Here is a 12,926-nt window from a genome sequence, read left to right as displayed (position 1 = left end):
AGACCTAGAGGCTGGCGCCAGACGCGATGTCGGGGAGCGTCGACTGGTCGACGCCGTCCGCGGGGCCGCCGATCAGCACGAAGCGGCGGTCGCAATAGCCGCAGTCGACATAGCCATGCTCGTCGATCTGCAGCCACACGCGCGGGTGGCCGAGCGCAGGGGCGATCTCCCCGGCACCGTCGCAAGCGACGCGGGGGGTGGTGACGCGGAGGACTTCGGACGGCGGAATCATGGAAGAGACGATAGCAAGGCGCCCGGCGCTCGACAATGCTGGAGCGTGACCGATCGCAGCGTTTCGCAACGGCGGGGATTGGCGATTCGTGCCGCGAGGCCTATCCGCTTGCGCCATGACCCAGGCCGCGATCAGCATCCGAGAGCTTTGCAAAACCTATGCGGGCGGCAAGCGCGCACTTGACGGCGTCACCTTTGACGTGCCGCGCGGGGAGATCTTCGGGCTGCTGGGGCCGAATGGCGCGGGCAAGTCGACGCTGATCAACACGCTGGCGGGACTGGTGCGCAAGACCAGCGGCACGGCGGAGATCTGGGGCTTCGACATCGATCGGCATCCGCGCAACGCGAAGGCGTCGATCGGCATCGTGAACCAGGAGATCACCTTCGATCCCTTTTTCACGCCCTCCGAAACACTGGAAAACCAGGCGGGCCTCTACGGCATTCCCAAGACGAAGCGCCGGACGATGGAGCTGCTGCGCGCGGTGCATCTGGAGGACAAGGCCGACGCCTATGCCCGCAGCCTCTCGGGCGGCATGAAGCGGCGGCTGATGGTCGCCAAGGCGATGGTGCACTCGCCGCCCGTGCTGGTGCTCGACGAGCCGACCGCGGGCGTCGACATCGAGCTTCGCCAGCAGCTGTGGGCCTATGTCCGGCAGTTGAACGACGCTGGGGTGACGGTGGTGCTGACCACCCATTATCTCGAAGAGGCCGAGGAGCTGTGCGATCGCATCGCGATCATCAACCACGGCCGCCTCATCGCCAATGAGCCGACCCGCGCGCTGGTGGGGATGGCGCAGGAAAAGCTGGTCGAGGTGACGGTCGACCGTGATCTCGCCGCGCTGCCGGAGGCGAGCTGCTTCAGCAAGGTCGAGCGCAAGAGCGAGCGGGTGCTGGCGATCACCTATCGCAAGGACGTGGCGAACGCCGGCGAGGTGCTCGCCGCGGTGACGCGCGACGGCTATGGCATCGTCGACGTCTCCACCAAGGAAGCCGACCTGGAGGACGTGTTCCTCAACCTGACGCGCGCCCACGGGTGAGCGATCCCCGCCAAAGCGACGTCCTGATCGTCGGCTCGGGCGCGGCCGGGCTGACCGCCGCGCTCAACCTGGCGGAGCGGTTCCAGGTAACGGTGCTCGCCAAGGGGCGGCTGGACGAAGGCTCGACCGCCTGGGCGCAGGGCGGGATCGCCGCGGTGCTGGAGCCGGGCGACACGTTCGAGAACCACATCGAGGACACGATGGTCGCGGGCGCGGGGCTCAACGACCGCGCCACCGTCGAGTTCGTGGTTGAGCATGCGCCGGCGGCGATCGAGCGGCTGGCGGAGCTGGGCGTGCCGTTCAACGGCGGCGACGGCGACGAACGCTGGCACCTGACGCGCGAGGGCGGCCATTCGCACCGCCGCATCGTCCATGTCGACGACGCCACCGGCCGGGCGGTGCAGGAGGCGCTGATCGCCGCCGCCCAGGCGCATCCCAACATCACGCTGGTGCCCGACATGGTCGCCGTCGACCTCGCCACGAGCCGCCACGAGCTGCGCTATTCGGGCGCGGGCCGGGTGTGGGGCGCCTATGCGCTCGACCGCAACACGGGACGGGTGGCGCTGTTCACCGCCCGTGCGACGATCCTGGCGACCGGGGGCGCGGGGCGGACCTATCTCTTCTCCACCGCACCCGGCGGGGCGACCGGCGACGGCATCGCCATGGCGTGGCGCGCGGGATGCCGCGTCTCCAACATGGAGATGATGCAGTTCCACCCGACCTGCCTCTACAATCTGGAGGTCAAGAACTTCCTGATTACGGAAGCCGTGCGCGGCGAGGGCGGGCGGCTGCTCAACCCGCGCACCGGCCACCGCTTCATGCCCGACATCGATCCGCGCGCGGAACTCGCCCCGCGCGACGTGGTGGCGCGGGCGATCGATGCGGAGATCAAGCGCTTCGGCCTCGACTACGTCCACCTCGACATCAGCCATATGCCGGCGGACTTCGTGCGCGGGCACTTCCCGAACATCCATGACAAGCTGCTCGGCCTCGGCATCGACATGACACAGGCGCCGATCCCTGTGGTGCCGGCGCAGCATTATACCTGCGGCGGGATCGTCGTGGACCTGGACGGGCGCACCGACCTGCCGGGCCTCTATGCGGCGGGCGAATGCACCGAGAGCGGGCTGCACGGCGCCAACCGGCTGGCGTCGAACTCGCTGCTCGAATGCTTCGTGTTCGGCGAGGCGGCGGCCCAGCATATCGCGACCCATTGGGAAGAACTCGCGCCGCCGCCGCCGATCCGCCCCTGGGACGAAAGCCGGGTCGCGGATTCGGACGAGGAAGTCGTCATCAAGCAGAACTGGACCGAGATCCGCCGGTTCATGTGGAACTATGTCGGCATCGTGCGGACCACCAAGCGGCTGGAGCGCGCGCAGCACCGCATCGCGATGCTGACCGAGGAAGTGAACGACTATTACGGCCACTTCCGCGTCACGCCGGACCTGATCGAACTGCGCAACCTGCTCCAGTCGGCCGAACTGATCGTGCGCTGTGCGCTCCATCGCAAGGAGAGCCGCGGGCTGCACTATACGCTCGACTATCCCGAGACGCTGCCCGAGGCCGTCGACACGGTGCTGGTGCCCTGAACCCCGGCGCCGACGAAGCTCTTGGAATCCGGCGCCCTTTCGCAAATCTTCACCATTCATCGCTGCTGGGGGGGCGTTCGCCGCAAGGCTTCCACGGCAGCGCTTGCGACCCCGTGCGTTGTGACAGCATGGTAGAAGGGTGCGAGGGGCCCAGAGAAACGTGACGTCCGGACAGCAGTTCACCGCTACGCAACGGGCCCTGATCCTGCTGGGATCGGCGCCGTTCGTGCTGATGGGCTGTGCCGTCCATGAAGCCCGCCAGCAGCCGGCATCGCTGCTGCCCCCACCGGGCTCCGCCACCTCCAGCTACCGGGTCGCAGTGCCCGTCCCGCCGCCGCCCCCGCCGCTTCCGCAGGCGCCGGCCGACCTGACGCGCGCAATCACGACGCTGCTCGCCAATTTCAACGGCACCGCGGCCGCCGCCGTCACCAGCATCGATCAGGGCTGGACGGTTGCCTACAATGGCAACCGGCCGATGCCGCAGCAGAGCGTGAGCAAGCTGTGGGTCGCGATGACCGCGCTCGACCTGCTCGACCAGGGCAAGCTGACGCTCGACGACCCGGTGGTCGTCCGGCGCGAGGACCTGACCCTGTTCCACCAGCCGATCGCGTCGCTGGTGAAGGGAGACGGCTATCACACTACCGTCCGCGAGTTGATGCGCCGCGCGCTCACCATGAGCGACAACACCGCCAACGACCGGCTGCTGACCTATGTCGGCGGGCCGAATGCGGTGCGCGCGTTCCTGGCGCGGCGCGGCATCCAGAACATCCGTTTCGGCCCGGGCGAGCGGCTGCTGCAGAGCAAGACCGCCGGGCTCACCTGGCGGCAGGAATATTCGCTCGGCGGCGGCTTTAACCAGGCGCGCAGCGCCCTGCCGCAGAGCGTCCGGATCGCCGCCTTCAACGCCTATGTCGCCAATCCGCCCGACGGCGCCGGCGCGACCGCGATCGCCGAGGCGCTGATGCGGCTGAAGCAGGGTAAGCTGCTCTCGGCCAACTCCACCCGCTATCTGCTCGACACCATGGCGGCGTCGCGGACCGGGCGCGCGCGCCTGCACGCGGCACTGCCCCCCGGATGGACGCTGGCGCACAAGACCGGCACCGGCCAGGACCTGATGTCGCGCAACGCCGGCTTCAACGACGTCGGCATCCTGACGGCACCCGACGGCCGCAGCTATGCGGTGGCAGTACTGATCGGCGACACGCGGGCGCCGATGCGGGACCGCCAGCAGCTGATCCAGCAGGTCGTTCACGCACTGGTCGCCAACCGCAGCTGATCGCGCGCGACGTGCCGTGCCCGGGGTGCGCCCCGCCGGCCGCCATGCCCCCCTCGTAACCGGCCGGCCGCGCTGCTATCTCGGCGGCCATGCCCCATCTCTACCTCGTCGACGGCTCCGGCTACATCTTCCGCGCCTATCACCGGCTGCCGCCGCTCACCAACAAGCATGGCGAGCCGGTAGGGGCCGTCTATGGCTATACCACCATGCTGTGGAAGCTGGCGGACGAGCTCCACAAGGCGGAGGGGCCGACCCACATGGCGGTGATCCTCGACAAGTCGTCGAGCACCTTCCGCAATGAAATGTACGACCAGTACAAGGCCCACCGGCCGCCGCCGCCGGAGGACCTGAAGCCGCAGTTCCCGATGATCCGCGACGCGACGCGCGCCTTTTCGCTGCCGTGCATCGAGGAAGAGGGCTGGGAAGCCGACGACCTGATCGCCAGCTATGCCAAGGCGGCGCTGGCGCAAGGGTGGCAGGTGACGATCGTCAGTTCCGACAAGGACCTGATGCAGCTGATCGAGCCGGGTCTCGACATGCTCGACACCATGAACAACCGCCGCCTGGATGCCAGCCATGTGGTGGAGAAGTTCGGCGTGCCGCCTTCCCAGCTGGGCGAGGTGCTGGCCCTGATGGGTGACAGTGTCGACAACGTGCCTGGCGTGCCGGGCATCGGCCCCAAGCGCGCGGCCGAGCTCATCACCGAATATGGCGACGTCGAATCGGTGCTCGCGGCGACCGATTCGATGAAGAAGTCGAAGATGCGCGACAATCTGGTCGAGCATGCCGAGGCGGCGCGCCTGTCGCGCAAGCTGGTGACGCTCGCCTGCGACGTGCCGCTGCCGGAGCCGCTCGACGGGCTGGAGCTGCAGGGCATCCCGGACGCGCCGCTGCGCGCGTTTTTGGAGCATCACGGCTTCCGCACGCTGCTCAACCGCCTGTCGGCGGTAGCCGATCCGCCCGCGGAAGCACCGGTCGCGCCGGTCGACGACGATGCGGACGCGCCGTGCGATCACGACGCGTACGAGACGGTGGTGGACGAGGACGCGCTCGACCGCTGGATCCAGGTGGCGCGCCACCAGGGCTGGGTCGCGATCGACACCGAGACGACCGGGCTGGACGCGACCCGCGCGGAGCTGGTGGGGATCAGCCTGGCGCTGCACCCCAACCTCGCGTGCTACATTCCGCTCGGCCACGGCGGACAGGATCTGCTGGCCGAGGTGCCCGAGCAGCTCGACCGCGCGGTGACGCTCGCCAGGCTCAAGCCGCTGCTGGAGGATCCGACCGTCCTCAAGATCGGCCACAACCTCAAGTACGACATGATCGTGCTCGCCCGCTGCGGCGAGGGCGGCATCCGCGTCGCGCCGTACGATGACACCATCGTCATGAGCTTCGACCTGGACGCCGGGCGGCATGGCCATGGCATGGACGAGCTGGCGGCGACCCATCTGTCGCACAGCTGCATCGCGTACAAGGAGGTGGTCGGTACCGGCAAGAATCAGCGCGGCTTCCACGAGATCGACCTCAAGTCCGCCACGCGCTACGCGGCCGAGGACGCCGACGTGACGCTTAGGCTGTGGCGGCGGTTCAAGCCGCGGCTGCCGTATGAGTCGGCGACGCGCGTGTACGAGATGGTCGACCGGCCGCTGGTTCAGGTGCTGGCCGACATGGAGTGTCGCGGGGTCAAGGTCGACGCGGGGGCGCTGGCCAAGCTGTCGGAGGAGTTCTCCAGCCAGATCGCGGGGCTGGAGACCCAGATCCACGCGCTGGCCGGCGGTCCGTTCACCATTGGCAGCCCCAAGCAGCTGGGCGACGTGCTGTTCGACCGCCTTGGCCTGAAGGGCGGGCGCAAGGGCAAGTCGGGGGTCTATTCGACCGACGTCAACGAGATGGAGCGGCTGGCCGCCGACAAGGACCAGCCGCAGGGCGCCAAGATCGCGGGCAAGGTGCTCGAGTGGCGGCAGCTGACCAAGCTCAAGAACACCTATACCGATGCGTTGCAGGCGCAGATCAACCCCGCGACCGGGCGGGTCCATACCAGCTACTCGCTGACGGGCGCGCAGACGGGGCGGCTGTCCTCGACCGACCCGAACCTCCAGAACATCCCGATCCGCACCGAAACCGGACGCCAGATCCGCGACGCATTCGTGGCGGAGCCGGGCAACGTCATCCTGGCGGCCGACTATTCGCAGATCGAGCTGCGGCTGGCGGCGCACATCGCCGACGTGCCGCAGCTGCGGGAGGCGTTCGAACGCGGCGACGACATCCACTCGCTGACCGCGACCGAGCTGTTCGGCGAGGTCAACCGCGACACCCGCGCGCGCGCCAAGACGATCAACTTCGCGATCCTCTACGGCATCTCGCGCTGGGGCCTGGCCGGCCGGTTGGACGTGTCGGCAGACGAGGCGCAGTCGATGATCGACCGCTATTTCGAGCGCTTCCCCGGCATCAACCGCTACATCGCCGAGACGCTGGAGGGCGTGAAGGAACGCGGCTTCACGACCACGCTGTTCGGGCGCAAGACGCATTTCCCGCGCATCAAGTCCAAGAATCAGGCCGAGCGTGCGGGTTCGGAGCGGGCGGCGATCAACGCGCCGATCCAGGGGACGAGCGCCGACATCATCAAGCGGGCGATGGCACGGATGGAGCCGGCGCTCGCCGAGGCGGGGCTGCCGAACGTGCGCATGCTGATGCAGGTGCACGACGAACTGGTGTTCGAACTGCCCGAGGCCGATGCGGAGGCGGCGCGCGCCGTGATCGAGCGCGTCATGGCCACGGCCGCCGAGCCGGCGGTCATCCTCACCGTGCCGCTCGCGGTCGAGATCGGCGTCGGCCCAAGCTGGGGCGCGGCGCACTGATCCGGGGCTGCCGTCCTGCCGCAGATGACGGCAGGGCGGCGGGTGGCGGCGCGCACCGCCCGAGCCTACCGTCACCCGAAAGCCGCAGCGTGCGCGCATTTTGCATCAAGGGCTTATGCGTGCAGCCCGGCTTGCTTATGGGGCGCGGATGAACCGCGCAGACGGCCTTACGACTTCCTCCCCCGACGATGACATCGCGGCACTCGCCAAGGGCGGCCGGACCAATGTGTTCGGCTTCGTCCTGCGCCTGCTCGCGCGCTTGCCGTTCCTGTTCATCGCCGGCCGCGTCTATGGCCCGGAGACGGTGGGGCGCTTTGCGCTCGCCGTGCTGGTCGTGGAATTGGCGGCGCTGCTGGCGACGCTGGGCCTTAAGCGCGGGCTGGCCCAGGCGCTGTCCTCCACCGATCGGCCGCACGTGCATGTCGTGTGGGATGCGATGGTCGTCGCGTTCGTGGTCTCGGTGGCGGCGAGCGCGGTGCTCTTCGTCTTTCCGCAGATTATGTATCCCAACAGCCAGATCCTGGGATTCGAACGGCTGCTGCCGCTGATCGTGTTCGCCATCGCCTGGTCCGACGTGAGCCTGGCGGCGCTTGCCTATCGGCTGAACGTCAAGGCGGCGGTGACGGCGCGGGCGGTGGTGGAGCCCTGGACGATCTCCATCGCGGCATGGGCGCTGTCCTATGTCTCCACGCGCGACGGGCTGATCCTGTCCTATGTGCTGTCGATGGCCGCGGCGCTGGTGGCCTCGCTCGTGCCTTTCATTCGCAGCTATGGCCTTCCCAAGGGCTGGACGCCCCAGTTGCGGCCGATGCTGGCGCTCGCGCGGCGCAACATGCCGCTGGCCGGCGCCGATGCGCTCGAATGGGGGTCGCGCAATGTCGACCGCTTCATCCTGGGCGTGCTATTCCCCCCGGCGATCGTCGGCATCTATTACATGGCGCAGCAGGTCTCCTCGCTGCCGCAGAAGCTCAAGACCAGCTTCGATCCGGTGCTCGGGCCGGTCATCACCAAGAGCTTGGCCGAGGGCGACAAGGCCGCGGTCGCGCGCCAGGTGCTGCAGGTCGGCTTCTGGATCATGGCCGCACAGGCGGCGCTGGCGCTCGCGGGATCGATCCCCGCCGAAGGCGTGATGGGCATCGTCGGGCCGCAGTTCGTGAGCGGTGCGGGGGCGCTGTCCTTCCTGCTGGTGGCGGAGGTGCTCGCCGCGACCGGCGCGGTATCCGAAGCGGCGCTCGTATACGTGGCGCGCCACCGCAACCTGATGCTCTCGATCGGCCTCCTGACCTTCCAGGTGTTGCTGAGCTTCGCGCTGGTGCTGCTGATGCGCTGGCTGGGCTTTCCGCAGCCGTGGCAAGCGGCGGGGCCGGCGGTGGCGCTCGCGGTGTCGCTCGCCTGCGGCTCGTGGCTGAAGTCGCGGCTGCTGGCGCGCATCCTCGGCTATCGGGTGGCGGAGATCCGCCGGCCGTTCGTGCTGGCGATCGCCGCGGCATGCGCGGTGGGCTCGGTCATCATGCTGCTGCCGCCGCGTCTGGAGTGGGCGGAGATGCTGTTCGGCATCCCGGCGATCCTGCTCACCTACGGCTTCGTGCTGTGGCGCTGGGCGTTCGGCCCCGCCGATCGCGCGCTGTTCCACAAGGCGCCGATGACGGCGACCATCCCGACCGAGAAGCACAAGAGCTAGGCGCGTCTGTCCCGCGGTCCTTCCGCGGATGGCGCGGGAAGCTTTCGGGGTGATGGACACAAAAAAAAGGGGCGCTCGCGGGCGCCCCTTTCGTTTCGCTGGTGGTGCAGCGCCTCAGTGGCGGAAGTGGCGCATGCCGGTGAAGACCATCGCGAGGCCCGCCTCGTCGGCGGCGGCGATCACCTCTGCGTCGCGGATCGAGCCGCCCGGCTGGATCACCGCAGTGGCGCCCGCCTCGACCGCGGCCATCAGCCCGTCGGCGAAGGGGAAGAAGGCGTCGGAGGCGACCGCAGAGCCGATCGTGCGCGGCTCTGCCCAGCCGGCCTTGTCGGCGGCATCCTTGGCCTTCCACGCGGCGATGCGCGCGGATTCCAGGCGATTCATCTGCCCGGCGCCGACGCCTGCGGTGCTGCCGTCCTTGGCATAGACGATCGCGTTCGACTTGACGTGCTTGGCGACGGTCCAGGCGAAGCGGCAGTCGGCGAGCTCCTGCTCGGTCGGTGCGCGCTTGGTGACGACCTTGAGCTCTTCCGGCGCCAGCAGGCCGTTGTCGCGCGATTGGACCAGGAGGCCGCCGGCGATCGACTTGATCGCAAGGCCGCCGCGCGCCGGATCGGGCAGCTCGCCCGTGACGATGAGGCGCAGGTTCTTTTTGGCGGCGAAGATCGCGCGCGCTTCCTCGTCGGCGTCGGGCGCGCACACCACTTCGGTGAAGATGCCGCTGATCGCGCGCGCCGTCTCGCCGTCCAGCGGGCGGTTAAGTGCGATGATGCCGCCGAACGCCGACACGCTGTCGCAGGCGAGGGCCGCCTGATAGGCCTCCAGCAGGGTGTCGCCGGTGGCGACGCCGCAGGGGTTGGCGTGCTTGACGATGACGACGGTCGGCGGGCCGTCGCGGAACTCGGAGACGAGCTCAAGCGCGGCGTCGGCGTCGTTGTAGTTGTTGTAGCTGAGCTCCTTGCCCTGGAGCTGCTGGCCCTGGGCGATGCCGCGGGTCGCGCCGGTGTTGGGCAGGTAGAGCGCCGCGGTCTGGTGCGGGTTCTCGCCATAGCGCAGCGTGTCGGCGCGGGTGAAGGCGAGCGGCAGCGTCTGGGGCAGCGTCTCGCCCTGGTCGACGCTCGCGAACCAGCCGGCGATCGCCGAGTCATAGGCGGCGGTGGCGGCATAGGCCTTGGCGGCGAAGCGGCGGCGGGTGTCGAGGCTGGTCGCGCCGGCGTTGGCGTCGAGTTCCTCGACCAGTGCCGCATAGTCGGCGGGATCGGTGACGATCGCGACGTGGGAATGGTTCTTCGCGGCCGAGCGCACCATCGAGGGGCCGCCGATGTCGATGTTCTCGATGATCTCGTCGCGGTCGGCGCCCTTGGCCACCGTCTGCGCGAAGGGATAGAGGTTGACCACCACCAGGTCGATCGAGCCGATGCCGTGCTCGGTCATGGAGGCGACATGCTCGGGATTGTCGCGCACCGCGAGCAGTCCGCCGTGCACCACCGGGTGCAGCGTCTTCACCCGGCCGTCCATCATCTCCGGGAAGCCCGTGAGGTCGGAGATGTCGCGGACGGGAAGCCCCGCCTCGCGGATCGCCTTGGCGGTGCCGCCGGTGGAGACCAGTTCCACGCCATGGCGGTCGAGCGCCCGGGCGAGGTCGAGGATGCCGCTCTTGTCGGAGACCGAGAGCAGCGCGCGCGTGACGGTGACGTTCATGGCCGGCTCCTTTGCTCCGATTCGCGGGGGAGGCAAGGGCTGAGCGGTGCTCGGCCTATCGTGCGCGGTGGAAGCGCCAGCCGATGCCGGCGCCGCCGGGGGGCGCGATGCCCGTCAGCACCAGCTGCTGCGTGCCATGCGGAACACCCTCGCCATCGATCCACAGGCTGTCCTCGACGGCGAGCGCGGCGCCGCGGCAGCGGAACTGCCACACTGAGCGACCGTCGGGCAGGCGGAGAAAGGCGGCAAGGCCGTCGGCGGTAGTCGCGACCTCTACGCCGAGCCCGAGGTGGAAGCGGACGGTGAAGCCCACATCGCCCTGCTTGCCGCTGCTGCCGCCGCGCGTGGAGGCGGGGAGCAGCGTATCCTCGCCCACCAGATCGCGGCCGTCGGTGGAGAGGGTGATGAGGCGGCGGTGGATCAGGCCCAGGCGGCGGACATAGCCGTCGTGGCTCGCCTCGACACGGCTGAGTTCGTCGGTTTCCTGGCGGCTGAGCTCGACCTCGCCCACGCCGCGCCCGAGGGCGCCATCGGCGTGGATGGCGGTGGAGTTGGAGTCGCCGAGCACCAGCGTCGAGTGCGCGGCGGTGGTGCGCAGGGCCGGCGCGAGCGTCGGCGGCAGCGTCAGCAGCGCGCCATTGGCGCCGCCGCAGTTGACGACGATGCGCTGGCCGGCGTCCGACAGTTCGAAAGCCAGGGTGGAGGCGCAGCCGCCGGTTGCCTGCCGGTTTGCAGGGGGCGGCGCGGCATCGAGCACCACCACGGTCTTGCCTGCGGAGAGCCGCTGGTATCCCCAGTCGCGGGCCTGGCGCAGCGGCCGCGTGCGCACGCCGGTCGCCTCGACGATCTGCTCGATGCGCTCGCCCGAGATCGGGGCCGATCCCTGCCAGCTGCCGAGACCGCCATCGGAGTGGCAGACGCCCAGCAGCGCCGACACCAGCCGGGTGAGGGTGTCTCCCAGCACGTCGGGTGCCTCCATGCGCCGCGCGGCATAGGTTTCGCGCAGCATGGTGAGCAGCTGGATCAGGTCGAGCTGGTCGGCGGGCGAGCGGCCGAGCGAGCCGCCGTCCTCGAACACCGCCGCCGCGAGCGCGCGGGCGAGCCCGGCCTCTCCGAACACGCGGCGCGGATCACCGCCCGGGATCATCAGGCCGGCGGCGACCACGCCGCACCAGGCGGCGACGCGCGGCACGCCGGCTGCGACCTTGGCAGCGGTGTTGTCGAGGTGGCGGGCGCCGCGCGCGAGTGCGTGCAGCACCTTGGAGCGATAGACGAGGTCGGTGCTCGACAGGATCAGCGGCGCGTGCGCGGTCCAGAACAGCAGGCGGCGGCCCCAAAGGTCGGCGCGCCAGGCGGGATTGGATACCTTGGTCTCGTGCGCGGCGAGCCAGTGGCGCATGATCGCCTCGGCGATCGGTGCGGCGGTGGCGCGGGTCGCGACGCTGGAGAGGTCGCGCAGCCAGGCGAAGCTGTGGAGATAGTCGGCGAACGGCGCCGAAAAAGTCGGGCGCGACAGCGACAGCGCGTTGATCGGGACGGCTTCACCCCGGAACAGCATCATGCCGTCGAGCAGTGCATAGCCACGCTCCAGATCACCGAAGAAGGGATCGTCGGCAACCGCAATCAGCTTGAGCGGATGCTTGCCGCGCAGGCGCAGCGCGTGGAACGGGGTGCGCCAGGTCAGCCGCTCAAGCCGTTCCGATAGTCGTTCGGCCAGCGACAGCCCCTTGCCGCCGCTCTGGCGGATGAGCCGCTTGCCCGCTTCGATCCCGTCGGGCCCGGTGGTTTCGGGAAGCGGATCCGTCACGCGCCTCTCAGAGCCCGGATGTTGTCGGCATAGGCGGCAGGGCCGCCGGCGAAGGTGGCGGTGCCGGCGACGAGCACGTTGGCGCCTGCTTCCACCGCAAGCGGCGCGGAGGTGCGGTCGATGCCGCCGTCGACCTCCAGGTCGATGTCGCGGCCGCTGGCATCGATGCGCTGGCGCAACGCCGCGATCTTGGCGAGCTGACTCGTGATGAACTTCTGCCCGCCGAAGCCCGGGTTCACGCTCATCACCATGATGAGGTCGACGAGGTCGAGCACATGATCGATCGACTCCACCGGGGTGGCCGGGTTCAGCACCACGCCCGCACGCTTGCCGAGCGCCTTGATCGCCTGGAGTGAGCGGTGGAGGTGGGGCCCCGCCTCGGGATGAACGGAAATGATGTCCGCGCCGGCCTCGGCAAAGGGCTGGAGCAGCGGATCGGCGGGCGCGATCATCAGGTGGACGTCGAACGGCTTGGCGCTGTGCTGGCGCAGCGCCTTCACCACCATCGGGCCGATGGTGAGGTTGGGCACGAAATGCCCGTCCATCACGTCCACATGGATCCAGTCGGCACCGGCCGCGTCGATCGCACGCACCTCCTCGCCCAGGCGGGCGAAGTCGGCGGACAGGATCGAGGGGGCAATGCGGACGGGTCTGCTCATGATCGGCCGACCTCTAGCATGGCACACCCCTGCCGCAACCGGGTGTCGGGAGCGGTCGGCGATTTCCGAGGGCGGGCTGTCGCTCCC

General features: G+C 69.3%; 9 protein-coding genes. 5 read left to right on the top strand and 4 right to left on the bottom strand.

Features of this window, described 5'->3' with window-relative positions; translation table 11 throughout:
• Nucleotides 1-4: 4 nt before the first annotated feature.
• On the bottom strand, nucleotides 5-232 hold the full coding sequence (locus tag MHZ35_RS00735; protein ID WP_125960245.1) for a zinc-finger domain-containing protein: 228 nt from the start codon (nucleotides 230-232) through the stop codon (nucleotides 5-7).
• A 115-nt stretch (nucleotides 233-347) separates the two neighbouring features.
• Here MHZ35_RS00735 and MHZ35_RS00730 point away from each other — a divergent pair, with 115 nt between their 5' ends.
• From MHZ35_RS00730 to MHZ35_RS00710, 5 genes are all read left to right on the top strand, one after another.
• Nucleotides 348-1,268: an ABC transporter ATP-binding protein gene (locus tag MHZ35_RS00730; RefSeq protein WP_239433937.1), complete on the top strand. Its 921-nt coding sequence runs from the start codon at nucleotides 348-350 to the stop codon at nucleotides 1,266-1,268.
• Nucleotides 1,265-2,857 carry an L-aspartate oxidase gene (gene nadB / locus MHZ35_RS00725; RefSeq protein WP_239433936.1) on the top strand — a complete coding sequence of 531 codons (1,593 nt, stop codon included), beginning with the start codon at nucleotides 1,265-1,267 and terminating at the stop codon, nucleotides 2,855-2,857. Before MHZ35_RS00730 ends, nadB begins: the two co-directional genes overlap by 4 nt.
• Before the next feature lie 232 nt (nucleotides 2,858-3,089).
• Nucleotides 3,090-4,133, top strand: a complete 1,044-nt coding sequence (locus MHZ35_RS00720; protein WP_274615562.1) for a serine hydrolase — start codon at nucleotides 3,090-3,092, stop codon at nucleotides 4,131-4,133.
• A gap of 89 nt (nucleotides 4,134-4,222) precedes the next feature.
• Entirely contained in the window at nucleotides 4,223-6,991 is a 2,769-nt protein-coding gene (gene polA / locus MHZ35_RS00715) for a DNA polymerase I (protein ID WP_239433934.1), read from the top strand.
• Nucleotides 6,992-7,139: 148 nt separating this feature from the next.
• Nucleotides 7,140-8,672 (top strand): lipopolysaccharide biosynthesis protein, encoded by a 1,533-nt coding sequence (locus MHZ35_RS00710; RefSeq protein ID WP_239433933.1) that lies wholly within the window; start codon nucleotides 7,140-7,142, stop codon nucleotides 8,670-8,672.
• Between the two features lie 114 nt (nucleotides 8,673-8,786).
• Here MHZ35_RS00710 and purH read toward each other — a convergent pair whose 3' ends face one another.
• Genes purH through rpe form a run of 3 tightly spaced genes read right to left on the bottom strand, consistent with a single transcriptional unit; the run spans nucleotide 8,787 to nucleotide 12,839 of the window.
• On the bottom strand, nucleotides 8,787-10,373 hold the full coding sequence (gene purH, locus MHZ35_RS00705) for a bifunctional phosphoribosylaminoimidazolecarboxamide formyltransferase/IMP cyclohydrolase (protein WP_239433932.1): 1,587 nt from the start codon (nucleotides 10,371-10,373) through the stop codon (nucleotides 8,787-8,789).
• Nucleotides 10,374-10,428: 55 nt separating this feature from the next.
• Entirely contained in the window at nucleotides 10,429-12,180 is a 1,752-nt protein-coding gene (locus MHZ35_RS00700; RefSeq protein ID WP_239433931.1) for a heparinase II/III family protein, read from the bottom strand.
• Nucleotides 12,177-12,839: a ribulose-phosphate 3-epimerase gene (rpe, locus tag MHZ35_RS00695; protein ID WP_239433930.1), complete on the bottom strand. Its 663-nt coding sequence runs from the start codon at nucleotides 12,837-12,839 to the stop codon at nucleotides 12,177-12,179. Before rpe ends, MHZ35_RS00700 begins: the two co-directional genes overlap by 4 nt.
• Nucleotides 12,840-12,926 lie beyond the last annotated feature (87 nt).

This window comes from Sphingomonas sp. ACRSK, assembly GCF_022346685.1.
GTDB classification, from domain to species: domain Bacteria; phylum Pseudomonadota; class Alphaproteobacteria; order Sphingomonadales; family Sphingomonadaceae; genus Sphingomonas; species Sphingomonas molluscorum.
Note: the sequence above shows the minus strand (reverse complement) of the source record. Positions and strands in the feature narration are given on the sequence as shown.

What these genes read in the sequence shown, in the direction of transcription:
- purH (WP_239433932.1), bottom strand. Translation starts at nt 10,373, where the DNA reads ATGAACGTCACCGTCACGCGCGCGCTGCTCTCGGTCTCCGACAAGAGC.
- MHZ35_RS00710 (WP_239433933.1), top strand. Translation starts at nt 7,140, where the DNA reads ATGAACCGCGCAGACGGCCTTACGACTTCCTCCCCCGACGATGACATC.
- rpe (WP_239433930.1), bottom strand. Translation starts at nt 12,839, where the DNA reads ATGAGCAGACCCGTCCGCATTGCCCCCTCGATCCTGTCCGCCGACTTC.
- MHZ35_RS00730 (WP_239433937.1), top strand. Translation starts at nt 348, where the DNA reads ATGACCCAGGCCGCGATCAGCATCCGAGAGCTTTGCAAAACCTATGCG.
- MHZ35_RS00735 (WP_125960245.1), bottom strand. Translation starts at nt 232, where the DNA reads ATGATTCCGCCGTCCGAAGTCCTCCGCGTCACCACCCCCCGCGTCGCT.
- polA (WP_239433934.1), top strand. Translation starts at nt 4,223, where the DNA reads ATGCCCCATCTCTACCTCGTCGACGGCTCCGGCTACATCTTCCGCGCC.
- MHZ35_RS00720 (WP_274615562.1), top strand. Translation starts at nt 3,090, where the DNA reads ATGGGCTGTGCCGTCCATGAAGCCCGCCAGCAGCCGGCATCGCTGCTG.